Genomic DNA, 24,933 nt, shown 5'->3' with positions numbered 1-24,933 from the left:
ATGCACGGTTCGTTCATCGCGCTACTGCTCCGTATCGCCAACCTCTGCCGCAAGGAGTTCCTGGCGATCCTGAAGGACCCGTCCAGCCGCGCCATCCTGGTCGTGCCTGCGCTCATGCAGAGCCTGCTGTTCGGCTATGCGGCCACCTACGACCTGAGCAACGTCGACTATGCCCTGCTCGACCAGAGCAGGAGCGGCGCCTCGACGGCGCTGGTCGCGAAGCTCGACGGCACCGGCGTCTTCCGCCGCGCCGCGACGCTCGCCACCCAGGCCGACATCGCGCGCGTGATCGATGCGCAGCAGGTGCTGCTGGTGCTTCAGATCGGCCCGCAGTTCGAAGAGCAGCTGCAGGCCGGCGAGAGCGCGCCGATCCAGCTCGTCATCGATGCCCGCAACTCCAACACGGCGGGCTCTGCCGGCGGCTACATCGCTTCCGTGGTCGCGGATTTCAACGACGAGTGGCGGCTGCAGCACGGCGGCGCGAAGGCGCCGGTGACCATCGCCTCGCGCGCTTGGTACAACCCGAACCTCGAGACGCGCTGGAACCTGATGCCCGGCATGATCGCCGCGCTCAGCATGCTGCAGACGCTGCTGCTGACGGCCCTGTCGGTGGCGCGCGAACGCGAGCAGGGCACCTTCGACCAACTGCTGGTTACGCCGCTGTCGCCGATGGAAATCATGGTCGGCAAGGCGGTGCCGCCGGTGCTGATCGGGCTCGTGCAGTCCACCATCGTGCTCTTGGTCACGCTGCTGTGGTTCAAGGTGCCGATGGCCGGCTCCTTCGTCACGCTCTACACCGGCCTCGCCTGCTTCACCATCGCAAGCGTGGGCATCGGGCTGTCGATCTCGGCGGTGTCGGCCAGCATGCAGCAGGCCATGCTCTACACCTTCGTGCTGATCATGCCGCTGATGCTGCTGTCGGGCCTGGTCACGCCGGTGCGCAACATGCCGGAGGTGCTGCAGATCGCGACGCTGGCGAATCCGCTGCGTTTCGCCATCGACCTGGTGCAGCGCGTCTACCTCGAGGGCGTGGGCCTCTTGACCGTCTGGCACAACCTCATTCCGCTGCTCGTCATCGCGGTCATCACGCTGCCGCTCGCCGCCTGGCTTTTCCGCAACCGTCTTGTCTGAAACGGAACGCGACATGAACAACTCGCAACACCTTCGCTTTTCCCGTCTGCTGACGGTGCTCGCGGCGCTGATGTTCGCCGGCTGCGCCGTCGGGCCCGATTTCAAGGCCCCGATGCCCGAGGCGCCCGCCGACTTCTCGGCCTGGCATGGCGGTTCGCCGGAACTGGCCGACCCGCAGCTTCGAAGCGCGGCGAGCATGCCGATCGGTTGGTCCGTTTTCGCCGACCCGGTGCTCGACGCGCTGCAGGCCAAGGCGCTCGCCGCCAACCACGATCTGCAGACGGCAGCGCTGCGCTTCGCGCAAAGCCGAACGCAAAGGCAAGCGGCGGAGGCCCAGCGCGGCCCGCAGCTCAACGCCAGCGCGGCGGCGACGCGCCAGCGGCAGAGCGAGTTCGGTTCGGGCACGCGCCTGATCGACGCGCTCAATCCTTCGAACCGCGAGGAGCTGATCGGCGTGCTGAGCGAACCGCACAACCTCTACCAGGCCGGCTTCGATGCCGCCTGGGAGCTCGATCTCTGGGGCCGCGTGCGGCGCTCGATCGAGGCCGCCGATGCCAACCTCGCGGCCTCACAGGCGATGCTGGCGCAGGTGCAACTGAGCGTGCAGTCCGAGCTGGCGCGCAACTACTTCGAGCTGCGCACCGCGCAGCGCCAGCTGCGCATCGCGCGCGCCGAGATCGCCGCGGCCGAGGAGACGCTCGAGCTGGTCAAGGCGCGCGCCGACGGCGGCCTCACGACCGACCTCGACGTGACGCGCCAGCGCGCGCAAACGGCCGATCTGCGCGCGCGGCTGCCGCAATTGCTGGCGCAGGAGGCACAGGCCATCAACCAGATCACGCTGCTGGTCGGCGAACGGCCCGGCGCGCTCCAAGCGCAGTTGACCGAGCGCGCCGATGCGCGGGCGAGCGCATTGCCCGACCTCTCGCCCGGCTTGCCCTCGGAAGCAGCGCTGCGCCGGCCTGACATCCAGCGCGCGCAGGCGCAACTGCATGCGGCCACCGCCAGCATCGGCGTCGCCGTCGCCGACCTGTATCCGCGCATCACGCTGGGCGCGAACTTCGGCTTCGAATCGGTGGGAAGCCGCAGCTTCGGCGAATGGGGCAGCCGGCAGTGGGCGATCGGCCCGAGCTTGCAGCTGCCGATCTTCGACGGCGGCCGGCGTCGCAGCACCGTGACCCTGCGCGAGCTGCAGCAGCAGGAGGCCGCGGTGGCCTGGCAGCAGACGGTGCTGAAGGCCTGGCACGAGATCGACGATGCCTTGAGCGCCTACACGGCAGACCGGCAGCGCCATCTGCAATTGGTGGAGAAGGAGCGCCACAGCCGCGACGCCTGGGAATTGGCGCGCGTGCGCTACGACAACGGCTTGACCGATTTCCTGGTCCAGCTCGATGCCCAGCGCACGCTGCTGCAGGCGCAGCGCGACGAGGTCGCCAGCAGCGGGCGGCTGGCGTTGGACCTCGTGATGCTGACCAAGGCCCTCGGCGGGGCGGCGCACTAGGCCCTCCGGGCGGCCTCGCGCGTCTCGGCGAAAGCGCTGCGGCCCAGCCAGCGCCACAGGTCGCGCGCATCGCGCGCGGTGCCCGTGACGCGCAACCGGCGTTCGCGGATCAGGTCGTCGGCGTCCCGGTCACCGGTCCAGACTTCGGTCAGTGCCAGCACCGTCGATTCGACGATCAGCGTCGCGTCCTCGCCGGGATCGTCGCGGCACAGGTCGGCGCTGCCCTTGTCCACCACCAGCCACCAGCGGCGCTCGCCCTCGGGCGCATCGGTGAAGCGGAAGTGGACGACGATGCAGCGCCCGCGCGGGCATTCGTCGAGCCGCACGAAGCGGCGGATGTCCCACATCAGAAAGCCGGCATCGAGCTGGCCGCGCTTCAGGCGGCTGCCGATCCAGCGTGCGCCCCAGTGGCCGAGCGCCATCACGATCGGCCGCAACTCCTCGCCGGCACCGGTGAGGTGGTACTCCGCCGACACGCCGGTGCCCTGCACGCGCTTGACGACGCCGACCTCCTCGAGCTTGCGCAGCCGCTGCGCGAGCAGCGAGCCCGACATGCGCGGCACGCCGCGCCGGATGTCGTTGAAGCGGGTGCTGCCGCACATCAGCTCGCGCACGACCAAGGGCGTCCAGCGCTCGCAGAGCACTTCGGCGCCGCGCGCGACGGTGCAGAACTGGGCGTAGTCGATCATGGAGCGAATCTATTCCTCTCGCCCCGGCAAGGCCAGTTCAAATTCTGGACTGGCGCGCAGGGCCACGCGCAGCGATGCTTCGTGCACCTTCTTTTCTCTGGAGACGCACCATGAACACCGTTCTGCAGCCGGCATTCGATGCCGCCGCCTTCAAGACCACGACACGCGCGCAGTGGCAGGCCGCCGCCGAGGCCTGGCACCGCTGGGGCCCCTTCCTCGGCGACTGGCTCGGCGAGGCGACCGAGACCATGTTCGATCTGGCCCGCATCGGCCCGGGATCCCGCGTGCTCGACATCGCCGCGGGCGCAGGCGAACAGTCGATCTCGGCAGCACGGCGCGTGGGCGAGAGCGGCCATGTGCTGGCCACCGACATTGCGCCCGCCTTGCTTGAACGCGCGGCGGCCGACGCCAAGGAAGCCGGGCTCTCCAACGTCGAAACGCGCGAGCTCGACGGCGAGGCGCTCGACGTGCTGCCCGCCGGCTCCTTCGACGCCGCGATCAGCCGCGTCGGCCTGATCTACTTTCCCGACCAGCAGCGCGCGCTCGCGGGCATGAGCCGCGCGTTGCGGCCGGGCGGGCGCGTGGCGGCCATCGTCTACTCGACACCCGAGCGCAATGCCTTCTTCTCCATTCCCGTGAAGATCATCCGCGAGCGCGCCAAGCTGCCACCGCCGCTGCCTGGCCAGCCGGGCCCGTTCTCGCTCGGTGCCGAGGGCGTGCTCGAAGCCGCCTTCGCCAAGGCCGGCTTGCGCGACATCGAGGTGCGCAGGGTGCCATCGCCGGTCAAGCTGCCGAGTGCGGCGGAATGCGTGCGCTTCGAGCGCGAGTCCTTCGGTGCCTTGCACCAGATGATGGTGGGCCTGAGCGAGACCGAGCGCGCGCAGGCCTGGCAAGCCATCGAGGAAGCCTTGCGCGCCTTCGAAACCAGCGATGGCTTCGTCGGGCCGTGCGAGATGCTGGTGGGCGCAGGAACGGTCTAGCTGCTCAGCGCGAGGCCGTCAGCTCCCCGTTCGGCCGGGTCGTCATGTAGGCCAGCGTGCTGCCCACCAGGGCGCGCACGCCTAGGCGCAAGGCCTTCTCGTCGATCACGAACTCGGACGAATGGTTGGGCGCGCCCGGCCTGTCACCGAAGGGCGAGGCATTCAGGTTCCAGAACACCACCGGCCGGTTCTTGCCGAAGGAGCCGAAGTCCTCCGAGCCCATGCGCGGCCCGATCTCGCGCGCCTGCGCGCCGGGGCCGGCCGCCGCCTCCAGCGCGTTCACCACCACCTGGGTGGCGCCCGGGTCGCTCACCAGCACCTCGTAGCCGGTGTCGATCTCCACCTTGGCCGTCAGGCCGTGCTGCTCGGCGATCTTCTGCGCCTTCAGGCGGATGTTCTCGTGCGCCACCTTCTGGTTCTTGGCCGACAGCGAACGCACCGTGCCGGCCACTTCCGCGGTGTCGGGCAGGATGTTCACGCGGTTGCCGCTCTGCAGCATGCCCACGGTGACCACGGTGGGGCCGTCCAGCGGGTCGATGCGATGGCTCACGATGTTCTGCAGTGCCAGCACGATCTCGGCCGCCGCCACCGTCGGCTCCTTCGCGGTCCAGGGCGAGGAGCCGTGGCCGCCTTGTCCCTTGAGCGAGATCTTGAACACGTCGCCGCTCGCCATCAGGCTGCCGCGCCGGTAGCCGATGCCCAGCGGGCCGCCGGCGTTGATGTGCTGGCCCATCACCACATCCACCTTCGGGTTGTCCAGAACGCCGGCCTGCACCATCGCGGGCGCGCCGCTGAGCACCGGGCCGGGGCCCTGCTCCTCGGCCGGCTGGAACAGGAAGACCACCGTGCCTGGCAGTTCGGCACGCATGCTCCACAGCGCCTGCGCCGCGCCCAGCAACATCGCGACGTGGGTGTCGTGGCCGCAGGCATGCGAGACCGGCACTTCCTTGCCCAGCCAGTCGCCCTTGGCGGTGGACTTGAAGGGCAGGTCGTTGCGTTCCTCCACCGGCAGCGCGTCCATGTCGGCGCGCAGGGCCACCACCGGTCCGGGCTTGCCGCCGCGCAGCACGGCCTTGATGCCGGTCTTGGCGATGCCGGTCTGCACCTCGATGCCCGGCATCCGGGCCAGCGCCTCGGCCACGTAGGCGGCGGTGCGTTTCTCCTGGAACGACAGCTCGGGGTTCTGGTGGATGTGGCGCCGCCACGCGATCACCTGCGCCTCGGTGGCGTCGGCCAGGGACAGTCCGCGCTGCTGCAGCGCGTCGGGGGCCGCGGCGGTGCCGCTTTGGGCCAGGGCGTTCAGGCTCAACAGGCTGGCCGCGGCCAGGGTGGCGAGGGAATGCAGACGCTTCATGCAGGTTCTCTGGAATGGTTCGAAGAGGAGGGAGGGGAATGGCCGCCCAAGGCCATGGGGCCGCCGGGTCCGCGCGACGGTAGTGCATGCCGGGATAAAAGAAAAGACACGGAATTCTTGCAAGCGATCAAAATTCTTGTTCACCATCATTCCAACCAACCGGTGCCTTCCCCGATGAACCTGCGACACCTGGAGATCTTCCGCCGCGTGGCCGAGGCCGGCGGCATCCGTGCCGCGGCGCGCGATGCTGCGCTGACGCAGCCGGCCATGACCTACGCGATCCGCGAGCTGGAGCGCACGGTCGGCGTTGCGCTGTTCGTGCGCAGTGCCCGGGGCGTCGTGCCGACCGAAATCGGCCAGGCCCTGCTGCGGCGCGCCGCGGTGCTGTTCGACGAGGTCCGGCGCACCGAGGACGAGATTGCGCAGCTGCGCGACGGCGGCGGCCACCTGCGCGCCGCGTTCAGCTCGCTGGCGGCGGCACGGCTGCTGCCCGATGCGCTGCTGGCCTTCCGCCGGCGCTGCCCCGGCGTCGCGCTGGAGCTGGTGGAGATCACCAGTCCCGAGGCGACCGGCCCGGGATCGGGCCACGACCTGGCGGTGCTGAGCGAGCTGGAGGGGACGGCGGAAAAGGACGGCCTGGAGCGCGAGGTGCTGCTGCAGGCCCCGCTGGCGGCCATCGCGCGCGCCGGCCATCCGCTGGCGCGGGTGCGCACCCTGCGCCGTCTGGCCGAAGCGCTGTGGGCGGTTCCGGCCTACGGCGTGCAGGCCCTGCAGCAGGCCGGGCTCGCGGCCCCGCGCAACACCGTGGTGTGCCAGTCGATCCAGTTCGGCCTTTCGCTGGTGCGCAACGCCGACGCGCTGACCCTGGTCGCCGCGTCGCTGGCGGAGGACCCCGTCGCCTCCCGCGGCCTGGTGCGCCTGCGCCTGGCGGAGCCGCTGCCGCGCGTGCAGGTGTCGGTGCGCCTGCAGGCCTGGTCGCGGCTGACGCCGGCGGCGCGGGCCTTCGTCGAGTGCCTGCGCGAGGCCGCGGCCGGCCCGGCGCGTCGGCGGCGCGCGCCGGGCTGACGCGTTCGACGAACGAGATCCGGCCTGGATCCGACCTTCGTCAGGACCGGCGGTCTCGAGGCGCGGGCAACGATGCGCCCGCAACCGACGTCGGCGCCTGGCTCGAAGCCGCGAGATGCTGCAGCAGCAGGCCGGCTGCGGGCGACAGCTGCTCGCCGGTCTTGGTCGCCATCAGCAGCCGCCGCACCGCCCACGCGTCCTTGAGCCGCACGACCCGCAGATCGAGCGCGCTCACCTGCGCCTTGCAAGCCGCGAAGGGCACCACGCCGATGCCGAGGTTGGCCGCGATCATGTGGCACATGGCGTCGAAGCTGCGCACCTGCACGCGCAGGCGCATCGGGATGCCGGCCTGCTCGGCGGCGCGCGAGGTCAGCTCCAGCAATGAGCTGCTGCGGTTCAGGCCGACGAATTCGTGCGCGAGACAGGTCTTGAAGTCGGCGCGCCGCGTGCGCGCCAGCGGATGCTGCTTGGCGCACAGCACGACCAGCTCGTCGGTCTGGAAGGGCGCCACGTCCAGGCCGTAGGTCGGCGTGTTCTCGGCGAACACGCCGACGTCCGCGAGGCCATCGACGAGCGCGCGGACGATGTCGCCGCTCAACTGTTCCTCGACCTCGACGCGGATGTCGGGATGCCGCTCCAGGAAGGTCGCCAGCGCCGCCGGCAGGAACTCGGTGAGCGCCGACATGTTGGCCCACAGGCGCACATGGCCGCGCACGCCGCTCGAATAGTCCTTGAGCTCGGTGCTGAACTGCTCGAAGCCCTGGAACAGCCGCATCGCATGCTGCATCGCGACGTGGCCGGCCGGCGTCAGCGCAATGCCCTGCGGGCTGCGGTCGAGCAGCTTCGAGCCGGTGGCATTCTCGAAATCCGACAGGCGCCGGCTCGCGGCCGACAAGGCGAGGTGGCAGGCCTCCGCGCCCTTGGTGATGCTGCCCGACTGGGCCACCGCGCAGAACAGACGCAGCGTGACGAAGTCGACGCGGGCCGGATTGATGGTGCTGGCCATCGGGCCATTCTAGGCCGGGGCTTCGCGTTTCGCGAAGGGGTGCTGCCGTCATGGCAATTCCGCGAATCGTGATGTTTTTCTACAGTGCAGCCATCGAACAGCAAAGAGAGACAAGCAAGCCATGAATGCACTCGAAGGCCTCAAGGTCCTGGAGCTCGGCCAACTCATTGCCGGCCCCTTCGCCGGCAAGACGCTGGCCGAATTCGGCGCCGACGTGATCAAGGTGGAGCCGGCCGGCGTCGGCGATCCGCTGCGCAAGTGGCGCATGCTGCGTGACGGCAGCTCGGTGTGGTGGGAGGTGCAGTCGCGCAACAAGCGCTCGGTCTGCCTGGACCTGCGCAGCGAAGAGGGGCAGGAAGCGGCCCGCGCGCTGGCGCTCGAAGCCGACGTGCTGATCGAGAACTTCAAGCCCGGCACGCTGGAAGGCTGGGGCCTCGGCTGGGAGCAGCTGCATGCGCTCAATCCACGCCTCATCATGCTGCGCATCTCGGGCTACGGCCAGACCGGCCCCTACCGCGACAAGCCGGGCTTCGGTGTGCTCGGCGAATCGATGGGCGGGCTGCGCTACCTGAGCGGCGAACCGGGCCGCGTGCCGGTGCGGGTGGGCATCTCGCTCGGCGACACGCTCGCGGCGCTGCACGGCGTGATCGGCGTGCTGACCGCGCTGCACCACCGCACGGCCCACGGCGGCGAGGGCCAGTTCATCGACGTGGCGCTCTACGAGTCGGTCTTCAACGTGATGGAAAGCCTGGTGCCCGAGTACGACGCCTTCGGTGCCGTGCGCGAGCGCGCCGGCAGCGCGCTGCCCGGCATCGCGCCGACCAACGCCTACCGTTGCAACGACGGCCACTACGTGCTGGTCGCCGGCAATGGCGACAGCATCTTCCGCCGCCTGATGCGTGCCATCGGCCGGCCAGACCTCGAGGAAGACCCGGCCCTGCGCCACAACGACGGCCGCGTACAGCAGGCCGAGGCGCTCGATGCCGCCATCGAGGCCTGGACCAGCCGGCGCAGCCGCGACGAGGCGCTCGCGGCGCTCGATGCGGCCGGCGTGCCGGTCGGTCGCATCTACTCGGTGGCCGACATCGCGACCGACCCGCAGTACCTGGCGCGCGAAATGATCGTCGAGGCCCCCACCTCCGACGGCCGCACGCTCAAGGTGCCGGGCGTGGTGCCCAAGCTCAGCGCGACGCCGGGCCGCATCGCGTACCCCGCGCCGCGGCTCGGTGAACACGACGACGACCTGCGCTCGGGCGGCTGGCCCGCGCGTGCACGCTGAAGGAGCAAGAACATGAACACCGGCAACGGCACGCGCCTCCTCGTCAACGAGGTCGCCACGCGCGACGGCTTCCAGATGGAAAGCCGCTTTATTCCTACGGAAGACAAGATCGCGCTGGTCGATCGGCTCAGCGGCCTCGGCTACGCGAAGATCGAGGTCACTTCATTCACTTCGCCCAAGGCCATTCCCGCCCTGCGCGACGGCGAGGAGGTGATGATGCGCATCGCGCGCCAACCTGGCGTGGTCTACACCGCGCTGGTGCCCAACCTGCGCGGCGCCGAGCGTGCGCTCGACAGCCACGTCGACGAGTTCAACATCGTCATGTCGGCGAGCGAAAGCCACAACCTCAGCAATCTGCGCATGACGCGCGAGCAGTCCTTCTCGCAGCTGTCGGAGGTGATCGCGCTGGCGCGGCAGGCCGCGGTGCCGGTCAACGTGTCGCTGTCCTGCGTGTTCGGCTGCCCGATGGAAGGCGAGGTGGCGCTTTCCACGGTGCTGGGCTGGATCGGGCGCTTCGCCGCGCTGAACGTGCGCGGCATCACCCTGTGCGACACGACCGGCATGGCTTATCCCACCCAGGTGCAGGCCGTCTGCGCCGCCGCGTCGGAGCGCTTCCCGGCGCTGGACTTCACCGCCCATTTCCACAACACGCGCGGCATGGGGCTCGTCAACACCGTGGCGGCAGTCGAGGCTGGCATCCGCCGCCTCGACATGTCGCTCGGCGGCATCGGCGGCTGCCCCTATGCGCCGGGTGCGACCGGCAACGTCGCGACCGAGGACGTGGTCCACATGCTGCAGTGCATGGGCTACGACACCGGCATGAACCTCGACGGCCTGATCGGCGCCGCGGCGCAGCTCGAAGACCTGGTGCAGCACGAACTGTCGAGCCAGGTGTCGCGCGCCGGCCATCGCCTGACGCGCCATGCGCCGCCGGCGGATTTCGACGACATCGTTGCGCGCGCGAAGGCGCGCGAAGAAAAGGAGCAAGCATCATCGACCATCTGGACCACCTGGTGCTCACCACCGCCAACGAGGAAGCCTGCGTGCGCTTCTATGTCGAGGTGATGGGGATGTCGCTCGAGACCTTCGGCGGCGGCCGCAAGGCCTTTCGCTTCGGCAACCAGAAGATCAACCTGCATCTGAAGGGGCACGAGTTCGAGCCCAAGGCAGAGGTGCCGATGCCGGGCGCGCTGGACCTGTGCTTCATCGCCGCGGTGCCGCTCGACGCAGTCATCGCGCGTCTGAACGAGAAGCAGGTGCCGATCCTCGAAGGGCCGGTGATGCGCACCGGCGCCACTTCGCGCATCCGCTCCGTCTACCTGCGCGACCCCGACCTGAATCTCATCGAGATCTCGGAGCTCGCGCCCTGAAGGGCCGAGCGCCGCGACACGCTCACACACTACAGGAGACAAACATGAAACCTCTTCGCTGCCTTCTCGCAGCCTGCCTTGCCTTGGCCGCCGCCGCATCGCACGCCGACACCTGGCCCTCGAAGCCGATCACCATGATCGTGCCGACCGCGCCCGCCGGCTCCACCGACATCATGGCGCGCATGGTCGCCGATCCGCTGCAGCGCGCGCTGGGCCAGCCGGTGGTGGTCGACAACAAGCCGGGCGCCAGCGGCAACATCGGCGCCGAGGCCGTGGCCCGCGCCGCGCCCGACGGCTACACGCTCCTGATGCAGTACTCGGGCTACCACGTCGGCAATCCGGCGCTGTTCCAGCAGATCAAGTGGAGCCCGACCAAGGACTTCGTTCCGGTCGCGCTGGTGATGCGCGCGCCGCACGTGGTGGCCGTCAGCGGCAAGCTGCCGGTGAACTCGATGAAGGAGCTCGTCGAGTACGGCCAGAAGAAGGGCGGCGGCGGCCTTTTCTATGCCTCCTCGGGCAACGGCTCGATCCAGCACATCGCGGGCGAACTGCTCTCGCGCCAGGCCAAGCAGCCGATGACCCACGTGCCCTACAAGGGCTCGGGTCCGGCGATCAACGACCTGATCGCGGGCAACGTCGACATGTTCATCACCACGCCGCCTTCGGTCATCGGCCACATCGCGAGCGGAAAGCTCAAGGCGCTGGCCTACACCGGCAGCAAGCGGCATCCCTCGATGCCCAATGTGCCGACCTCGGCCGAGGCGGGCTTCCCGGGCTACGAGGTCGAGTCGTGGTTCGCCGTCTTCGCGCCGGCCAAGACGCCGCCCGAGACCGTCGCCAGGCTCAGCACCGAGATTCGCAAGATCGTCGAAAGCGAAGCCTTCCGCAAGAAGGTCGACGACCAGGGCGCCTTCGCGGTCTACATGGACCCGCCGGCGCTCGGCAAGTTCGTCGACCAGGAACTGGCCCTGTGGTCGCGCGTGATCAAGGCGGCCGACATCAAGGCGGACTGAGCAGCAGGCGAAGAAGCTCGCTCGCGACATCTCCTTGGCCGGAGCGCTCAGTGGAGCGGCAGGTCTTTGTACGGGCTGCGCGGGTCGCTGAACAGCATCGCATTCGTGCGCACCAGCGCTTCCTGCCGTGCTTCCGAATAGTTCCAGATCAGGCCGGCTGCCACATAGGCAGCGCTGACCTGGGCCCAGTTGCCGTAGGCGGCGCGCACCGGCCCGGCCAGCCCGGAGGCAAAGCCCGTGAACTCGCCGCGGTCGATGTAGCCCAGGTCCACCGCCCAGCGCGACAGGCTGGCCAGCCGCACGGCGTCCCATGCGACCAGGTCGGTGATCTCCGCGGGCTGTACCCCCAGCGGCTTGCGCAGATCGTCCATCCAGTCACTGTAGGAACCCATCAAGGTGGCGATGTCGGCGACGCTCTTGCCGGTCTGGTTGGCAAAGGCCTCGTAGTCCAGCTCGCCCCGCAGTTTCAGCATGAACAGGCCGGGGAAGACCAGCGAGGCTACGGAGCGCAGCAGCAGAGGGGCGGACCGGTGGGCGGTGTCGAGCTTGACCAGGCCGTGCCACACGCCCCGGTATTTCTCGCGATGCCCCTCGTCGACGATCCAACGGGCCGTCTGCTCGAAGCTCTTGCGGTCCTGGACGCCCCACATGCCGGCGACACCTTCGCGCAGCGCCTCCGGGCTCTGGCCGGTCTCGACCGCGTTGACGAAGTTGCCGTTGAAGGCGGAGAGCGGCGCGCTCAACGCCACCAGCCATCGCTCCTCGGGCGAGCACCGGCTCTCGGTGGCGAAGTGCAGTTCGTCGTTGTCCATCAGCGCATGGCCGATCTGGTCCATCAAACCCATGGGTACTCCTGTTGCGAAGAAGTGATCGGCCGCGAGTCTATGCGCAGGACTGGCCTCTTGCCAGATCGAAAAAGGTTCACATGTCCATGGCCAACCGGCGACGCGCTCCGCGGCGCGCGTTACGGTGCGACAGGAGACTCTTGGCCGAACTTGATGAGATTGCCGTCCGGATCGATCACATAAAGCTCGTCCATGCCCCAAGCCGTGCGGACCACGCCTTGGATCGAAGGCAACTGGGCACTGAGCTCCGTGTGCACAGCGGCGATGTCCGCGACGCGGATGTAGCACGAGGTGTTCTCAGCGATGTGCTTGTCGTCGCAGGCCCAGAAGTGCAACTCCGTTTCGCCGCGCATTGCCATGCCATAGGAAAAGTCCTCGAAGTGCCGCGTTTGGAAGCCGAGCACGTTCTTGTAGAAATCCAAAGTGCGTGCCAGATCAAGTGAGGCGAGTACTGGGATTGCCTTGCCGAAGCTTGCTTGATTCATTGCGAGGTCCAGTTTCCTTGATGAAGCAATTGTGCAATGGCTGGTCTGGCGTCTGCTGAAGTCCGGGCGCGTCGCCAAGTCCTGCACGGAGATCCCATCGACGACGGCGCGACCATGAAGCGCAGCAGCTATGCTCGAATGCCAACGATAGAAGGACCACGCCATGAAGAAGCTAGTCGCTGCACTTCTCGCAACAGCCATGCTTGGGGGCTGCGCTATCTACCCCGACGGTCCAGGATATCCCGGTGGCGGATACGGGAAGCAATGCCCGCCAGGACAGGCAAAAAAGGGCAACTGCTAATCCTGGTTTCGCTCTCGGCCTGGCTCGCACGAATGGCCAAGGGCAACCTGCCCTTCGGGACATGGCCAAAGTCCGGCCGACCGCCCGTGTTCCTTGGTAGCCTCTGGCCTTCTGGCCGGGCGCACGGTAGGACGGCCCTCGGCCAGGAGCAGACGGTCGCAAGTGGATGCCGGGACACGTCTTAGGCGCACATTTTTCAGCATAGGAGTTCTGATGCCTGTACCCAGTGACCTGCGCCCCTTTGCGTACGTGCTCGCGGTGCCCGACCTCGAGCGAAATACGGCGTACTTCCGTGATGCACTCGGCTTCAGCGTCCAGTGGGGAGGCCGGTCGGACTGGCAACTGGTTTGCAGGGGAAGTGTCAGCGTCATGCTCGGTCACTGTCCAGACGCGCTTCTGCCCTCGGCGACAGGCGACCACAGCTACTTTGCTTACCTGCATGTCGACGATGCGCAGGCGCTGCACGACGAGTGGGTCGGTCGAGGGGCTATCGTGATACATCCACCCATCGACCGAGACTGGGGTATGCGTGAGTTCGCCGTCACTACGCCTGACGGACATCGACTTATGGTCGGGCAAGTGCTGCCGGCGGACTGAGGCCGATCACGGCCGCAATAGCAGCGCCGCGCAACACCGCTTCGCTGGCCGCTGGATGGCATGATGGCGAAACAAGCGAGGTACAGCCATGACTGATCACCAGACTTACTTGGGCAGCTGTCACTGCGGAAGAGTCAAGTTCGAACTGCAAGCCACGGTCGCATACGCCATGGAATGTAATTGCTCCCTTTGTCGTCGCAAGGGTGCGCTGTGGCATGGTGCGTCAGACAAGACTCTGCGTATTGTTTCAGGTGAACAGGATCTGACCCAGTACCAGTTCGGAACGTTGACCGCCAAGCACTACTCCTGCAGGCATTGCGGCATTTCGCCGTTCACTCGTCCGCGGCTGGACCCGGCTCGATGGGCCGTCAACCTCCGGTGCATCGATGCACTGGATCTCTCGTCGCTCGAGATTCGAAAATTCGATGGCGTGAACTGGGAAGAGGCGGCGAAAGCCATTCATGCGAAACCGAAATAGCGCCAAAGACGACCGTTCGCGGGCCAAGACCGGACATTCCCTCGCTCCTCCCAGTGCCAGATGAGCCGTGAAATTCCAGAACTGCAGACACCGCGGCTTCGTCTTAGGGCGTGGCGAGACGAGGACCTGCCTCTTTTCGCGGAACTGAACGCTGACGAGCAGGTGAACCAGTACCTGCTCGGCCCGCTCACGCGAACGCAAAGTGACGCACTCGTCGGACGCATCACCGAGCACTTCCTGCGTGAAGGCTTTGGCTTCTGGGCGGTCGAAGCGCCAGGCGTCACCAGCTTCATCGGAATGGTCGGCATTGCGATCCCCAGCTACACGGCACCTGTTGCACCGTGCGTCGAAGTGGGCTGGCGCTTGGGTTGCCAGTACTGGGGGCAAGGCTTCGCCACCGAGGCAGCTCGAGCAGCCCTGGAGTTCGGTTTCGAAAGCGTTGGCCTATCGGAAATCGTGGCGCTTACCGTGCCCGGCAACGCGCGTTCTCGTGCGGTGATGTCCAAGCTCGGGATGACGCGAACGGCCTCCGATGACTTCGAGCATCCACTTGTCCCTGCCGGTCACCAGCTGACAAGGCATGTCCTATATCGCTTGTCCAAAGAAGCATGGCTACGGACGCGCGGGCGCGCCGAAGAATTTGAGCGCACCGCTGCTCGAACAGGTCCGTGAGCTGCTGGACCTGAGCATCGGCCTGTCGGCCTCGCTCCCCTGAAACTTTAGACTTCAGGCCCTGCAGCACACCGGAACGTGAATCAGCCCCCACCGCCCAGATTCGCGAGAAACGAACTCTTTCAGCGTAGGACCGAACCGCGATTTGCCGGCATGCCTGCGCTGCCGACCCTACGATAGCGCCCGGAGTCTAGTGAGAACTCCCAGGAGGTTCGGCCATGGATCATCGCGATGAGGGCCTCGAGATGGTGCCTCGCAATCTGGATGCCTGTCCTACGGGATCTTGCGCCCCGAAGGATCGAACGACGCTCGCGGCGGCGAACTTGCTTCGCCAAAGCGGTAGCGCAGACATCCCCCCTTCCATGATCGACAAGCCTTGGTCACCCGCAAACGATGCAGAAGCGCAGCAAGCGGCGCTGAGGTCCATCCTGTTCAAGCATTGGGACGTAATCAAGGCCGAAGGCATCACGGCATCGCAGTTTGTCGACTTCCTGCAGCCACTTGCCGACCTCGACGGAATCACTGTCTCGTATATTGACGGCGACGAAGATAACAACGAGCGCGTGTACGACCACCGCCGCAGAGAGCCTGACGTTCACAGCCCGCGTTCGCAGGCTATCCCGTAGAAGAAACTGTCCAAAGAAGGCGCTGAACTTCGCGCTCGACGACCAGGGTCGCGTCCTGGATCGGGAGCGACCTCCTCGGACTGCGAACGCAGCCAGTGATCGGACGGCTTCCGTGCGCGCAGGCAGGGCAAGCACAACGCCCCCTAGGGCCCCGTCTTGGTGGTCTTGCAGTTCTTCTGATCAGCGATCACGTCCGATAGATAGCTGACCGTACCCTCGCCTGCGACGCGATCAATTCTCAAATCGGCACGACCGGCTTCCTCTTGCCACTTGAGCTCAGTGTCGGAGATCGTGCATGGCTGCCCGTTGCAAGTTCGTGCGTCCAGGTCAATGCGGTTCGTTTTGTCGTCAAGCTGACCCAAGCGCTTGTGCCAATACTCACATTTCACTTCAAGCTTCTCGGCGCTCACCGTGGGCACCCCGAATGCCAGCACTGCGACCGTCAACAAAACCCGAGCGTTGGTCATTGAGGCCTCCTTAGCGCTTTGTAGATCGGCCATAGCCCGACGGGCACACGATCAGTCTAGTCATGAGTCGCGAGCGACGCAAAAGCCGTAGTCGAGGGCGACGATGCGTAGCTTCGAGCGGCTACAGTTGGCCCCGTGCACACGAAGTGGACTGAAGCGAGCAGGCCGTTGCCGCGACCGCAGAAGCTCGAGTTCGATGGGCATTCATGATGGACTTCCTCGCGCATGGGTGCGGAGCCAGTTTGCCTGCCCGAAGGCGGCCTTGACATCCTCCATCTTGGGCTTGCGTTGGAGCGCGGACCTGCAAAATGCTGGACGATCACCCAGTGCGGCCCCGAGCCGGATGCCTTCGCTTCAGTTCGGAATCACCATGGCTACCGGCGCTAAGCTCGGCCGCATGGCGAGAAACATCGAAAGCACCGCGTGAATGGAAAGGACGAATCCCGATGACGGTGATCCAGCACAACCCGGAGGGCGTGTTTCCTCCCTACCGCTGCTACAGCCATGCCATGGAGATCAGGGGCGATTCGCGCCTTCTGGTCATCAGCGGACTCAACGGCTACCTCGCAGACGGGATCACCATGCCCGAGTCCTTCGAGGAGCAGGGCGATCTGATCTGGACCCACATGGGGACCATCCTGCGATCGGCCGGCATGGACTACCGGGACCTGGTCTCCGTTCGCACCTACCTGGCCGCGCCCGAGTTCGACGAGGCGAACGTGCGCCTGCGCGTCAAATACCTGGGCGACCATCGCGTGTCGCTGACGGTGGTCTGTTCGCAGTTGCTCGATCCGCGCTGGAAGCTCGAGATCGAGGCAATGGCTGCAAAATAGCCGGTATCGCGCTCTTTCAGGAGACACCCGTGGCCGTTGCTCCCCGCGCCCAGCCGGAAGACTTCTTCAGCACCGAGGAATGGCAGGCGCTGACCGCGCGCTCGTCGTGGAGAGGGCTGTGGGTGGTGGCGCACTGCTGGGCGGTGATCGGTGCGGCGATGGTGGCGCACCGGTTGCTCGAGCGCCGGGGTGTGACCGCACGAATGGAAACGCAGCCCGGCTACGCGAGCGTGCTGACGCTGGCCGCGGCCGCCTGAACCCGGCTTCGCGCGATGGCAGTGACCACCGAGAAAGTCACTCTCACCCGGGAGAAAGAAACCCTCCTCATCACGCTCTATGCCAAGGGCGAGGAGAGTCGGCTGCCCGATTCGCTGCTGCACGACCACTTCGCGGCCGAGGCGATGAGCCGCATCGACTACGACTTTTCCAAACTGCAGGTCAGTCGCGACGACATGATCGGGCTTGCGATGCGCGCCCACATCCTCGATGGCTGGACCCGCGAATTCATTGCGAAGTATCCGAGAGCGACGGTGCTGCATCTGGGCTGCGGCCTGGACAGCCGCGTGTTCCGGATCGACCCGCCGCCCACCATCCGATGGATCGACGTCGACTATCCGGAGGTCATCGCGCTGCGCCGGCGCCTCTATCCGGAGCGCGAGAACTACGCCCTGATCGGCGCGTCGGTCACCGAGCCCGGCTGGCTGGCCTCGGTGCCCTCGTACCGTCCGGCCATGGTCGTCGCCGAAGGGCTTTTCATGTACCTCGCCGAAGACGCGGTGCCGCAACTGCTCGCGCGGCTCACGCGGCATTTTCCGGGCGGCCATGTGGCCTTCGACAGCTTCAGCCGGCTCGGCCTGCAACTCGTCCGCTACCACCGGTCGGTGCGAGCCACCGGCGCCATCCTGCGCTGGAGCATCGACGACCCGCACGAGCTCGAACGCCGCATCCCCAAGATGAAACTGCTGACCGATCTGACGGCCTATGGCCCGAGCGGCTATGACCCGCAGCAGATCGCCAGGATGTCGTGGCCGGCGCGGATGGCGGTGCGGGTGTTTGCCATGGTCCCGCCCCTGGGCAGGCTCGGCCGGCTGCTGCGCTACAGCTTCTGAGGGTCATTGCGCGGCGACCACGCGCGACCAGCGCTGCGTCTTGCCGAAGAGCGGAATGCCGACATACGCGTGCAGCACCAGTTCGCCCGCGGGCTGCTCGGCGGTGCTGACCGTCATGTGGCAGCGGTAGGTCTTGCCGTTCTCGCGGTTGTAGATCTCGCCGCTCCATTCCGTGGGCGGCCGGGCGGCATCGCCGCCGTCGACCGGCGCGAAATCGCGCAGGATCGTCATGCCCAGCGCGGGGCGTGCATCGGCGGCTTCCATGGCCGCGCCCTCGCGGCTCATGGAGCGGTTGCCCAGCACCTGGGTGACCGTGCCGCAAAGTGCGGCGCCGCAGGGCGCGACCTCGACTTGGAGGTTGCCGTTGGCGGTGATCCAGCGGCCGCGCGGGTCGGCAGCCGCGGCGGGTTGCGCAGCTGCGTGCATGGCGGTCAAGGCCAGGCTCAGTGCGAGAAAGGCAGGGCGAGAGAAGAGAGTCATGTCGGGCTCCGGAGTGTTGGAAGACGAGGGTTATTGGAGAGTGCGGTCGTATCGCGCGTGTGTCTCCCGCGAGGCGTTTCGTCACCTTGCATGTCCCGCCGGCCCCCAGACAAAGAGCGATACAAACGCGCATCGCGAGGGCTACGTGTTCTGCGCCGAAGCCCACGCGGCCCTAGAATCGTTACGGTCATCGACTGCAAAGGATTCGGTGTGAGAAGGTGGTTTGTGTTGCTCGCCCTGACTCCTGCCGCCGCGCAGGCCCAGACCGCTTGGTTCACTGTGACAGGCAATCCGGACGATGCCTCCGTCAACACGGTCCAGGTCGACCCGGTGGCGATCAAGACCGCGGGTGACTTCAAGACCATGCACGTGCGCGTGAGCCGCTCGGAGCCGCGGATCAACTGGGACGGCGTTCCCTACCGCTCCTACGAGTCGCGGGTTGTCTTCGATTGCCGGGCCGGCAAGGCCAGCTACCTGTACGCGAGCTACTACCTGGAGCCGCTGTGGCAGGGCGCGTCGCACAAGACCGTGGACTATGTGGGCAATCCGCGTCCCATGCTGTTTCGCAACATCGAGCCGAATCCCACCCAGCGCATCGTCCGCGCGGCCTGTCGCCCCAGCGTCTAGGCAGCACACCCCGAACTGCGCAAGATTCGTCAAGCGCAGCGCAAGAGGGATCAAGCCGGACAGCGAAGGCCGGCGCACCATGGGGCCATGTGCGACTCATCCGGCAGGCGACCCATGGACTACTACCAAAGCACTCGCGAAACCGCCGCCGCCCTGCAGGCGCGGCAGGTGTCGGCCGTCGAACTGCTCGAGCGGTCGATTGCGCGCATCGAGCGCTTCGACCGGCAGATCAATGCCGTCGCCGTGCGCGACTTCGAACGCGCGCGTGCCGCGGCACACGCGGCCGATGCGGCGCTGGCGCGCGGCGAGCGGCGTCCGCTGCTGGGTGTGCCGTTCACCGTCAAGGAGGCCTTCAACGTCGCGGGCCTGCCGACGACCTGGGGCATTCCCGGCACCGGGAAGGCGCTGGCGCCCGAGGATGCGGTGGTGGTTCGGCGCCTCAAGGCCGCGGGTGCCGTGCTGATCGGCAAGACCAACCTCGCGCTGCATCTGGCGGACTGGCAGAGCGACAACCCGCTCTACGGCTTCACGCGCAATCCCTGGGACGAGGGCCGCACGCCCGGCGGCTCGTCCGGCGGTTCGGCCGCGGCGCTGGCGGCAGGCTACGTGTCGCTCGAATTCGGTTCGGACCTGGCCGGGTCGCTGCGCGTGCCGGCGCATTGCTGCGGCATCTTCGCGCACAAGCCGACGCACGGCCTGGTGCCGATGCGCGGCTTCGCGCCGCCGGGCACGCCTGTGCTGTCGGTGAGCGCCGATGTCGATCTTGCCGTGGTCGGCCCCATGGCTCGGAGCGCGGGCGACCTGGCGCTGGCGCTCGACCTCACGGCCGGCCCGGACGATGACCGGGCCGCGGCCTGGCGGCTCGCGCTGCCGGCCGCGCGCCACGGCGCGCTGGCGGATTTCCGCGTGCTGGTGCTCGACACCCATCCGCAACTGCCCGCTTCGCAGGCCGTGCGCGCCGCGCTGGACCGCATGGCGGAGCGGCTCGCCAAAGCCGGCTGCAGGATCGCGCGCACGAGTCCGCTGCTGCCGGACCTGGCGCGGCTGGCCGCCACCTGGGGCACGCTGGTGGAGGCCCTGGTCGGCGCCGACATGCCCGATGCCGACTCGATCAGCCATCGCGATTGGGTGCATGCCGACCGCGCACGTGCCGTCTTCGCGCACCAGTGGCGGCAGTTCTTCGTGGAATTCGACGTGATCCTCTGCCCCGTGCTGCCCACCACCGCATTTGCGCACGACCACGGCGAGATGGAGAAGCGGCGCATCGTGGTCGACGGGCAAGCGATCCCCTACGGCGCCCAGTCGGTCTGGGCCAGCGTCGCCACGCTCACCGGCTTGCCGGCGACCGCGATGCCGATCGGGCTGGCCGAAGACGGCCTGCCGGTCGGCATGCAGATCGTCGGGCCGTACCTCGAGGACCGCACGACCCTTGCCTTTGCCGAACTGGTGGAGCGCGAGTTCGGAGGCTTTGTTGTGCCGCCGGGGTTCGAGGGCTGATCCGGCATCGCGTCACGGCCGTTACACGTTCATCTGGTGGAATCACGGCCACTCCGCAACCCGGTAAGAACCAAGTGATGGTGAGGAAGCCAATCGTGCATCAATCTTCGGCGTGCGTGGACGCGTCCTTCGAACAGTGGACGCGCCTGACGGACGCCTATGCCAAGCAGTTCTTCCTGCTGCAGCGCGGCGTCCGCTCCGCGCGCGCCGAGGCCATGCGGCTGGCCCAGGAGCTCCAGCGCGTCAACCAGGCGATGCAGAGCGGCGCCTAGGGAGATCCGCGACCCGCACAATGGGTCCATGAAAACCGCAGCCCCCGCGCACATCGAACCGGCCGCGCTGGCGCACTGCCGCGAGATCGCGGAAGTCCACGTTCTTTCCTGGCAGCAGGCCTACGCCGGACTGATTTCCGCCGAGTATCTGGCGGGGCTCTCGGTCGACGGGCGCGAGACCGCTTGGCGCGAGGCCGTGGTCAAGGGCGCGCCGCAACTGCTCGTGGCCATGGCCGACGGTCGGGTGGCGGGCTTCGTCGCCTTCGGCCCTTCGCGCGACAAGGACGCGGCGCCCGGCACTGCCGAGGTCTGGGCGCTCTACCTGGCGCCCGCCTGCTGGTCGCAGGGCACCGGCCGTGCGCTGTGGCTCGCCGCGCTGGAGCGCATGCGTGCCGAGACCTGCACCTCGGTCAGCCTGTGGGTGCTGGCCGGCAACGAGCGCGCCCGGCGCTTCTATGCCGCCGCGGGCTTCACGCCGGACCCGGCCTCGGCGCGCGAGTTCACGATCGGCGGCGCGCGCGTGAGCGAGCTGCGCTATGTTCTGGCGCTGATGCCGGCGCCGCCGGATGGAAACATGACATGAGCACCTCCGCGACACCACCACGCCCCTTGATCCTGCGCCATGCCGAGGTGCTGGTCACCATGGACGCCGCGCGGCGCGAGATCGCCGACGGCGCGGTGGTGATCGAAGGCCCCGCGGTCGCCTGGGTGGGCGCTACGGCCGAGTTGCCCGCAGCCTACATCGATGCGCTGCGAAGCGGCCAGGCTGAAGCCATCGACCTGCACGGCCACGTCGTGATGCCCGGCCTGGTCAACACGCACCACCACATGTACCAGAGCCTCACGCGCGCCGTGCCCGAGGCGCAGGACGCCGAGCTCTTCGGCTGGCTCACGAATCTCTATCTGCTGTGGGCCCGGATCACACCCGAGATGATCCGCGTCTCCACGCAGACCGCGATGGCCGAGCTGATGCTCTCGGGCTGCACCACCACCAGCGACCACCTCTATCTCTTTCCCAACGGCTCGCGCCTCGACGATTCGATAGCGGCGGCCGAGGCGATGGGCATGCGCTTCCATGCCGCGCGCGGCAGCATGAGCGTGGGCAGGAGCCTCGGCGGCCTCCCGCCCGACGAACTGGTCGAGAGCGAGGAGGCGATCCTCGCCGACAGCGAACGGCTCATCGGCCGGTACCACGACGCGGGGCGCCATGCGATGCGCCGCATCGTGCTCGCGCCCTGTTCGCCGTTCTCGGTCTCGCGCGAGCTGATGCGCCTGTCGGCGGAACTCGCGCGCGAGCGCGGCGTCTCGCTGCACACGCACCTGGCGGAGAACGACAACGACGTCGCCTACTCGCGCGAGAAGTTCGGCATGACGCCGGCCCAGTACGCCGAAGACCTCGGCTGGGTCGGCCGCGACGTCTGGCACGCGCACTGCGTGAAGCTGGACGAGGCGGGCATCGCGCTCTTCGGCCGCACCGGCACCGGCGTGGCGCACTGCCCCTGTTCCAACATGCGGCTCGCCTCGGGCATCGCGCCGATCGGCGCCATGCGCCGCGCCGGCGTGCCGGTGGGCCTGGGCGTGGACGGCAGCGCCTCCAACGACGGCGCCCACCTGCTGGGCGAGGCGCGCCAGGCCATGCTGCTGCAGCGCGTGGGCTACGGCCCCGCAGCCATGACGGCGCGCGAGGCGCTGGAGATCGCCACCCTTGGCGGTGCCCGCGTGCTGGGCCGCGACGACATCGGTGCGCTGGCGCCCGGCATGTCGGCCGACATCGTGGCCTTCGATCTGCAGGACGTCGGGCATGCCGGCGCGGGGCACGATCCGGTGGCGGCGCTGGTGTTCTGCCAGCCGGGCTCGGTGGCGCTGAGCGTGATCAACGGCCTTGTCGTCATCCGCGAAGGGGCGTTCGAGAAGCTCGAGCTGAAACCCCTGCTGGCGCGGCACCGCAAGCTGGCGCGTGCGCTGTTCGAACGTGCGCGTCATCCGCATATTGCATAGGCAGGCGCTCAGTGCCGTTTCAGTTACCTGATTGCACTCGCGACAGCCGCTGTAACGGCGCTGACACCGCGACACTCTCCAATGCGGGAACCCCACACCCCCAGGAGCTCTCATGTCGTTAAATTCCCGCCGCGGTTTTCTGCGCGGCTCGACCTCGGTTGCGGCCCTCTCGTTCATCGGCACCATGCAGGCGCTGCAGGCTCGAAACGCCAACGCCGCCACCGGCAGCACCGGCCTCGTTGCCAGCCCGTACGGTCCAGTCGCGCCGGCGCTCGACGAAGCCACGGGCCTGCCGCTGCTGCAGCTGCCTGAAGGCTTCGCCTACCGTTCCTACGGCTGGACCGGCGACCAGATGGACAACGGCCAGCCCTGCCCGAGCAACCACGACGGCATGGCGGTGATCGCCTCGTACGGTCGCGGCAACAGCGTCGACGTGGTGCTGGTGCGCAACCACGAGCGCGGCCAGTCGACGAGCCTGATCCAGGCGCCGGCGATGTACGACACCGCCTCGAGCAGCGTGAACGGCCGATTTGCCGGCGGCGGAACTACCAACCTGCGCTTCAAGGGCCGCCAGTGGCTCGGCATGGAGGCGAGCCTGGGCGGCACCCTCACCAACTGCGCCGGCGGCCCCACGCCCTGGGGCACCTGGCTCACCTGCGAAGAGACCGGCAGCAATCTCGAGTCGCAAGGCGGCAAGAAGCACGGCTACGTGTTCGAGGTGCGCGCCAACGCGGCCGAGACGACGGGCAAGCCGATCGTCGCGATGGGCCGGTTCAGCCACGAGGCCGTCGCCGTCGACCCGAAGACGCGCTTCGCCTACCTCACCGAGGACAACCGCAACAAGTCGGGCTTCTATCGTTTCATCCCCAGCGATGCGAGCGGCCGCCCGGGCAGCTATGAAGCGGGCGGCAAGCTGCAGATGGCCAAGGTGGTCGGCAAGGCCAACGCCGACCTCAATGTCGCCTCGACCGGTGACACGCACAGCCTCGAATGGGTGGACATCGCCGATCCCGATGCGAACCCGGCGTCGATTGCGCTGCCCGGCTTTGTGGGCACCACGTCGGTGGCCGGCCCGTTCGCGCAGGGCTGGGCGCAAGGCGGCTTGCGCATGGCGCGCGGCGAAGGCATCTGGTATCGCGACGGCAAGCTGTTCATCGTCGACACCGCCACCGGCGTGAACGCCGCGGGCGCGGGCGGCAACGGCGAAGGCGCGGTGTGGGAGTACGACCTGGCCACGGGCATGCTCAAGGCGGTCTTCGTGTCGCTCGACGCGGTGGCCGCCAACAACCCCGACAACATCACGATCAGCCCGCGCGGCGGCGTGCTGCTTTGCGAGGACGGCGGCGGCGTCGACGACCAAGGCCAGGGTCGCATCGAGCGCCTGGTCGGCCTGACGCCCGACGGCGCCAGCTTCGTGTTCGCGCGCCACAACGTGAACCTCGGCGCCGATCAGATCGCTTCGGCCGGCAAGATGGTCGCGCCGGGCGACTACCGCAGCAGCGAGTTCTGCGGAGCCTGCTTCGATCCGGTGGGCAAGGTACTGTTTGTGAACGTGCAATCGCCCGGTATCACGTTCGCGATCTGGGGGCCTTGGGCACGCGGCCCGCTTTGATGCCGCTATCCGGCTTGGCGCGGAGCTGTTCGCGCCTGCTCGCAACTCACTCGAGGTAATCGAGAAACAGCGGCGTCACTTGCTGGAGAAACGAGACCTCCTGCGCGTCGATGCTGCGAGGCTCCAGATCGAAATGGATGAACGTGCCATAGGGCGTCCCGGAATCGCGTGTCAGCAACCGCCCGTAGTACGACTCGACAAGGCCGACATAAGGGCGGTAGCTCATCAAGGACTTGTCTTTGGAGACGTGGCTGGTCGTGAATTCGCCTTCCTCGATCGCGTGTTGGCAAAAGCTCTTGTCCAGGGGAACTGCTTTCAACCAGGTGCGGTATTCAGAGGAGCGATCGAAGACGTGCTCTGCCCGCAACGCATTGCCGCTCAACTTGTAGATGGCCGTGTATCGGTACTGCGTCCTGTCATTGAGCAGCGCCAATGCGCGGAGAATTCCATGGGTGGCAAGAACACTGCGAACCGCTGCTGTTTGCGCAGTCAAGTCAATCTCGGGCATTGGGGATCAAAGTTAGGCGAAGTGCGCAGCTCTTGGCGGGGGTCGTCGACACGGATTTTATTGACGTCCCCAAAAACCTGGGGGGCCAGGGGATGAATTCCCTCGCTCTGCCCAGGCGATTGACCGTCGAGGGGCCGAGTC

Annotated in this window: 29 protein-coding genes; 21 read left to right on the top strand and 8 right to left on the bottom strand. The window is 67.6% G+C overall.

Going from position 1 to position 24,933, the window contains the following annotated elements; translation table 11 throughout:
- A complete protein-coding gene (locus tag ACSQ9I_RS21445; protein WP_436314380.1) occupies positions 1–1,131 on the top strand; it encodes an ABC transporter permease in 1,131 nt (376 codons plus the stop codon).
- A 13-nt stretch (positions 1,132–1,144) separates the two neighbouring features.
- The gene (locus ACSQ9I_RS21440; RefSeq protein WP_436314379.1) at positions 1,145–2,629 is read left to right on the top strand and encodes an efflux transporter outer membrane subunit; all 1,485 of its coding nucleotides are present in this window, start codon (positions 1,145–1,147) and stop codon (positions 2,627–2,629) included.
- Here the strand turns inward: ACSQ9I_RS21440 and ACSQ9I_RS21435 are convergent.
- Positions 2,626–3,318, bottom strand: a complete 693-nt coding sequence (locus ACSQ9I_RS21435) for a winged helix-turn-helix transcriptional regulator (protein ID WP_436314378.1) — start codon at positions 3,316–3,318, stop codon at positions 2,626–2,628. The two genes, ACSQ9I_RS21440 and ACSQ9I_RS21435, sit on opposite strands and share 4 nt — an antisense overlap.
- 110 nt (positions 3,319–3,428) lie before the next feature.
- On the opposite strand from ACSQ9I_RS21435, the gene ACSQ9I_RS21430 reads away from it, so the two are divergent.
- Positions 3,429–4,298, top strand: a complete 870-nt coding sequence (locus tag ACSQ9I_RS21430) for a class I SAM-dependent methyltransferase (protein ID WP_436314377.1) — start codon at positions 3,429–3,431, stop codon at positions 4,296–4,298.
- A 4-nt stretch (positions 4,299–4,302) separates the two neighbouring features.
- On the opposite strand, the gene ACSQ9I_RS21425 is transcribed toward ACSQ9I_RS21430, so the two are convergent.
- Positions 4,303–5,652 (bottom strand): M20 metallopeptidase family protein, encoded by a 1,350-nt coding sequence (locus tag ACSQ9I_RS21425; RefSeq protein WP_436304874.1) that lies wholly within the window; start codon positions 5,650–5,652, stop codon positions 4,303–4,305.
- A 174-nt stretch (positions 5,653–5,826) separates the two neighbouring features.
- On the opposite strand from ACSQ9I_RS21425, the gene ACSQ9I_RS21420 reads away from it, so the two are divergent.
- Positions 5,827–6,717, top strand: coding sequence for a LysR family transcriptional regulator (locus ACSQ9I_RS21420; RefSeq protein WP_170855484.1), 891 nt, complete (start codon positions 5,827–5,829; stop codon positions 6,715–6,717).
- A gap of 40 nt (positions 6,718–6,757) precedes the next feature.
- On the opposite strand, the gene ACSQ9I_RS21415 is transcribed toward ACSQ9I_RS21420, so the two are convergent.
- Positions 6,758–7,723 (bottom strand): LysR substrate-binding domain-containing protein, encoded by a 966-nt coding sequence (locus tag ACSQ9I_RS21415; RefSeq protein ID WP_436290920.1) that lies wholly within the window; start codon positions 7,721–7,723, stop codon positions 6,758–6,760.
- 121 nt (positions 7,724–7,844) lie between these two features.
- Here ACSQ9I_RS21415 and ACSQ9I_RS21410 point away from each other — a divergent pair, with 121 nt between their 5' ends.
- Genes ACSQ9I_RS21410 through ACSQ9I_RS21395 form a run of 4 tightly spaced genes read left to right on the top strand, consistent with a single transcriptional unit; the run spans position 7,845 to position 11,385 of the window.
- Complete coding sequence (locus ACSQ9I_RS21410) at positions 7,845–9,002, top strand: CaiB/BaiF CoA transferase family protein (RefSeq protein WP_436314376.1); 1,158 nt, start codon at positions 7,845–7,847, stop codon at positions 9,000–9,002.
- A 12-nt stretch (positions 9,003–9,014) separates the two neighbouring features.
- Positions 9,015–10,067, top strand: a complete 1,053-nt coding sequence (locus tag ACSQ9I_RS21405) for a hydroxymethylglutaryl-CoA lyase (RefSeq protein WP_436314375.1) — start codon at positions 9,015–9,017, stop codon at positions 10,065–10,067.
- Complete coding sequence (locus ACSQ9I_RS21400; protein WP_093102899.1) at positions 9,992–10,372, top strand: VOC family protein; 381 nt, start codon at positions 9,992–9,994, stop codon at positions 10,370–10,372. Before ACSQ9I_RS21405 ends, ACSQ9I_RS21400 begins: the two co-directional genes overlap by 76 nt.
- Positions 10,373–10,416: 44 nt before the next feature.
- The gene (locus tag ACSQ9I_RS21395) at positions 10,417–11,385 is read left to right on the top strand and encodes a Bug family tripartite tricarboxylate transporter substrate binding protein (RefSeq protein WP_436314374.1); all 969 of its coding nucleotides are present in this window, start codon (positions 10,417–10,419) and stop codon (positions 11,383–11,385) included.
- 47 nt (positions 11,386–11,432) lie between these two features.
- On the opposite strand, the gene ACSQ9I_RS21390 is transcribed toward ACSQ9I_RS21395, so the two are convergent.
- Complete coding sequence (locus ACSQ9I_RS21390; protein WP_436304868.1) at positions 11,433–12,230, bottom strand: DUF1266 domain-containing protein; 798 nt, start codon at positions 12,228–12,230, stop codon at positions 11,433–11,435.
- A 119-nt stretch (positions 12,231–12,349) separates the two neighbouring features.
- A complete protein-coding gene (locus tag ACSQ9I_RS21385) occupies positions 12,350–12,715 on the bottom strand; it encodes a bleomycin resistance protein (RefSeq protein ID WP_436304867.1) in 366 nt (121 codons plus the stop codon).
- A gap of 514 nt (positions 12,716–13,229) precedes the next feature.
- Here ACSQ9I_RS21385 and ACSQ9I_RS21380 point away from each other — a divergent pair.
- The 4 genes from ACSQ9I_RS21380 to ACSQ9I_RS21365 all read left to right on the top strand — a co-directional run bounded on the left by ACSQ9I_RS21380 (position 13,230) and on the right by ACSQ9I_RS21365 (position 15,389).
- Positions 13,230–13,613: a VOC family protein gene (locus tag ACSQ9I_RS21380; RefSeq protein WP_436304866.1), complete on the top strand. Its 384-nt coding sequence runs from the start codon at positions 13,230–13,232 to the stop codon at positions 13,611–13,613.
- Positions 13,614–13,701: 88 nt separating this feature from the next.
- On the top strand, positions 13,702–14,091 hold the full coding sequence (locus ACSQ9I_RS21375) for a GFA family protein (RefSeq protein WP_436314373.1): 390 nt from the start codon (positions 13,702–13,704) through the stop codon (positions 14,089–14,091).
- A 60-nt stretch (positions 14,092–14,151) separates the two neighbouring features.
- Positions 14,152–14,763 (top strand): GNAT family N-acetyltransferase, encoded by a 612-nt coding sequence (locus ACSQ9I_RS21370; RefSeq protein WP_436314372.1) that lies wholly within the window; start codon positions 14,152–14,154, stop codon positions 14,761–14,763.
- Between the two features lie 218 nt (positions 14,764–14,981).
- Entirely contained in the window at positions 14,982–15,389 is a 408-nt protein-coding gene (locus tag ACSQ9I_RS21365; protein ID WP_436290925.1) for a hypothetical protein, read from the top strand.
- A 143-nt stretch (positions 15,390–15,532) separates the two neighbouring features.
- On the opposite strand, the gene ACSQ9I_RS21360 is transcribed toward ACSQ9I_RS21365, so the two are convergent.
- Complete coding sequence (locus ACSQ9I_RS21360; RefSeq protein WP_436309511.1) at positions 15,533–15,856, bottom strand: hypothetical protein; 324 nt, start codon at positions 15,854–15,856, stop codon at positions 15,533–15,535.
- A gap of 446 nt (positions 15,857–16,302) precedes the next feature.
- Between ACSQ9I_RS21360 and ACSQ9I_RS21355 the strand changes: the two genes are divergently transcribed.
- The 3 genes from ACSQ9I_RS21355 to ACSQ9I_RS21345 are packed head-to-tail and all read left to right on the top strand — an operon-like array spanning position 16,303 to position 17,798.
- Entirely contained in the window at positions 16,303–16,689 is a 387-nt protein-coding gene (locus ACSQ9I_RS21355; RefSeq protein ID WP_093102911.1) for a RidA family protein, read from the top strand.
- Positions 16,690–16,718: 29 nt separating this feature from the next.
- Positions 16,719–16,946 (top strand): hypothetical protein, encoded by a 228-nt coding sequence (locus ACSQ9I_RS21350; RefSeq protein ID WP_436304860.1) that lies wholly within the window; start codon positions 16,719–16,721, stop codon positions 16,944–16,946.
- A gap of 15 nt (positions 16,947–16,961) precedes the next feature.
- Positions 16,962–17,798 (top strand): class I SAM-dependent methyltransferase, encoded by an 837-nt coding sequence (locus ACSQ9I_RS21345; RefSeq protein WP_436314371.1) that lies wholly within the window; start codon positions 16,962–16,964, stop codon positions 17,796–17,798.
- A gap of 3 nt (positions 17,799–17,801) precedes the next feature.
- On the opposite strand, the gene ACSQ9I_RS21340 is transcribed toward ACSQ9I_RS21345, so the two are convergent.
- On the bottom strand, positions 17,802–18,278 hold the full coding sequence (locus ACSQ9I_RS21340; protein WP_436314370.1) for a DUF2147 domain-containing protein: 477 nt from the start codon (positions 18,276–18,278) through the stop codon (positions 17,802–17,804).
- A gap of 210 nt (positions 18,279–18,488) precedes the next feature.
- Between ACSQ9I_RS21340 and ACSQ9I_RS21335 the strand changes: the two genes are divergently transcribed.
- The 6 genes from ACSQ9I_RS21335 to ACSQ9I_RS21310 all read left to right on the top strand — a co-directional run bounded on the left by ACSQ9I_RS21335 (position 18,489) and on the right by ACSQ9I_RS21310 (position 24,284).
- Positions 18,489–18,905, top strand: coding sequence for a surface-adhesin E family protein (locus tag ACSQ9I_RS21335; protein ID WP_436314369.1), 417 nt, complete (start codon positions 18,489–18,491; stop codon positions 18,903–18,905).
- A gap of 114 nt (positions 18,906–19,019) precedes the next feature.
- Positions 19,020–20,402, top strand: a complete 1,383-nt coding sequence (locus tag ACSQ9I_RS21330; RefSeq protein ID WP_436314368.1) for an amidase family protein — start codon at positions 19,020–19,022, stop codon at positions 20,400–20,402.
- Positions 20,403–20,497: 95 nt separating this feature from the next.
- Positions 20,498–20,674 carry a hypothetical protein gene (locus ACSQ9I_RS21325; RefSeq protein WP_436304857.1) on the top strand — a complete coding sequence of 59 codons (177 nt, stop codon included), beginning with the start codon at positions 20,498–20,500 and terminating at the stop codon, positions 20,672–20,674.
- 28 nt (positions 20,675–20,702) lie between these two features.
- Positions 20,703–21,257 carry an N-acetyltransferase family protein gene (locus ACSQ9I_RS21320; RefSeq protein ID WP_436314367.1) on the top strand — a complete coding sequence of 185 codons (555 nt, stop codon included), beginning with the start codon at positions 20,703–20,705 and terminating at the stop codon, positions 21,255–21,257.
- Positions 21,254–22,672, top strand: coding sequence for an 8-oxoguanine deaminase (locus ACSQ9I_RS21315; protein WP_436314366.1), 1,419 nt, complete (start codon positions 21,254–21,256; stop codon positions 22,670–22,672). Before ACSQ9I_RS21320 ends, ACSQ9I_RS21315 begins: the two co-directional genes overlap by 4 nt.
- Positions 22,673–22,784: 112 nt before the next feature.
- Positions 22,785–24,284 carry a PhoX family protein gene (locus ACSQ9I_RS21310; RefSeq protein WP_436314365.1) on the top strand — a complete coding sequence of 500 codons (1,500 nt, stop codon included), beginning with the start codon at positions 22,785–22,787 and terminating at the stop codon, positions 24,282–24,284.
- 46 nt (positions 24,285–24,330) lie between these two features.
- Here ACSQ9I_RS21310 and ACSQ9I_RS21305 read toward each other — a convergent pair whose 3' ends face one another.
- On the bottom strand, positions 24,331–24,792 hold the full coding sequence (locus tag ACSQ9I_RS21305; RefSeq protein ID WP_436314364.1) for a hypothetical protein: 462 nt from the start codon (positions 24,790–24,792) through the stop codon (positions 24,331–24,333).
- Positions 24,793–24,933: the final 141 nt, after the last annotated feature.

It is taken from the genome of Variovorax sp. LjRoot84 (assembly GCF_964254305.1).
Taxonomy (GTDB): Bacteria; Pseudomonadota; Gammaproteobacteria; order Burkholderiales; family Burkholderiaceae_C; genus Variovorax.
This window is presented reverse-complemented; position numbering and strand designations above follow the sequence as displayed.

Bases quoted from the DNA above. Each gene is read 5' to 3' on its own strand.
- ACSQ9I_RS21405 (WP_436314375.1), top strand. From the start codon at position 9,015: ATGAACACCGGCAACGGCACGCGCCTCCTCGTCAACGAGGTCGCCACG.
- ACSQ9I_RS21330 (WP_436314368.1), top strand. From the start codon at position 19,020: ATGGACTACTACCAAAGCACTCGCGAAACCGCCGCCGCCCTGCAGGCG.
- ACSQ9I_RS21310 (WP_436314365.1), top strand. From the start codon at position 22,785: ATGTCGTTAAATTCCCGCCGCGGTTTTCTGCGCGGCTCGACCTCGGTT.
- ACSQ9I_RS21305 (WP_436314364.1), bottom strand. From the start codon at position 24,792: ATGCCCGAGATTGACTTGACTGCGCAAACAGCAGCGGTTCGCAGTGTT.
- ACSQ9I_RS21430 (WP_436314377.1), top strand. From the start codon at position 3,429: ATGAACACCGTTCTGCAGCCGGCATTCGATGCCGCCGCCTTCAAGACC.
- ACSQ9I_RS21390 (WP_436304868.1), bottom strand. From the start codon at position 12,230: ATGGGTTTGATGGACCAGATCGGCCATGCGCTGATGGACAACGACGAA.
- ACSQ9I_RS21385 (WP_436304867.1), bottom strand. From the start codon at position 12,715: ATGAATCAAGCAAGCTTCGGCAAGGCAATCCCAGTACTCGCCTCACTT.
- ACSQ9I_RS21415 (WP_436290920.1), bottom strand. From the start codon at position 7,723: ATGGCCAGCACCATCAATCCGGCCCGCGTCGACTTCGTCACGCTGCGT.
- ACSQ9I_RS21340 (WP_436314370.1), bottom strand. From the start codon at position 18,278: ATGACTCTCTTCTCTCGCCCTGCCTTTCTCGCACTGAGCCTGGCCTTG.
- ACSQ9I_RS21445 (WP_436314380.1), top strand. From the start codon at position 1: ATGCACGGTTCGTTCATCGCGCTACTGCTCCGTATCGCCAACCTCTGC.
- ACSQ9I_RS21365 (WP_436290925.1), top strand. From the start codon at position 14,982: ATGGATCATCGCGATGAGGGCCTCGAGATGGTGCCTCGCAATCTGGAT.
- ACSQ9I_RS21410 (WP_436314376.1), top strand. From the start codon at position 7,845: ATGAATGCACTCGAAGGCCTCAAGGTCCTGGAGCTCGGCCAACTCATT.
- ACSQ9I_RS21440 (WP_436314379.1), top strand. From the start codon at position 1,145: ATGAACAACTCGCAACACCTTCGCTTTTCCCGTCTGCTGACGGTGCTC.
- ACSQ9I_RS21320 (WP_436314367.1), top strand. From the start codon at position 20,703: ATGAAAACCGCAGCCCCCGCGCACATCGAACCGGCCGCGCTGGCGCAC.
- ACSQ9I_RS21360 (WP_436309511.1), bottom strand. From the start codon at position 15,856: ATGACCAACGCTCGGGTTTTGTTGACGGTCGCAGTGCTGGCATTCGGG.
- ACSQ9I_RS21345 (WP_436314371.1), top strand. From the start codon at position 16,962: ATGGCAGTGACCACCGAGAAAGTCACTCTCACCCGGGAGAAAGAAACC.
- ACSQ9I_RS21315 (WP_436314366.1), top strand. From the start codon at position 21,254: ATGAGCACCTCCGCGACACCACCACGCCCCTTGATCCTGCGCCATGCC.
- ACSQ9I_RS21420 (WP_170855484.1), top strand. From the start codon at position 5,827: ATGAACCTGCGACACCTGGAGATCTTCCGCCGCGTGGCCGAGGCCGGC.
- ACSQ9I_RS21425 (WP_436304874.1), bottom strand. From the start codon at position 5,652: ATGAAGCGTCTGCATTCCCTCGCCACCCTGGCCGCGGCCAGCCTGTTG.
- ACSQ9I_RS21375 (WP_436314373.1), top strand. From the start codon at position 13,702: ATGACTGATCACCAGACTTACTTGGGCAGCTGTCACTGCGGAAGAGTC.
- ACSQ9I_RS21435 (WP_436314378.1), bottom strand. From the start codon at position 3,318: ATGATCGACTACGCCCAGTTCTGCACCGTCGCGCGCGGCGCCGAAGTG.
- ACSQ9I_RS21370 (WP_436314372.1), top strand. From the start codon at position 14,152: ATGAGCCGTGAAATTCCAGAACTGCAGACACCGCGGCTTCGTCTTAGG.
- ACSQ9I_RS21355 (WP_093102911.1), top strand. From the start codon at position 16,303: ATGACGGTGATCCAGCACAACCCGGAGGGCGTGTTTCCTCCCTACCGC.
- ACSQ9I_RS21395 (WP_436314374.1), top strand. From the start codon at position 10,417: ATGAAACCTCTTCGCTGCCTTCTCGCAGCCTGCCTTGCCTTGGCCGCC.
- ACSQ9I_RS21380 (WP_436304866.1), top strand. From the start codon at position 13,230: ATGCCTGTACCCAGTGACCTGCGCCCCTTTGCGTACGTGCTCGCGGTG.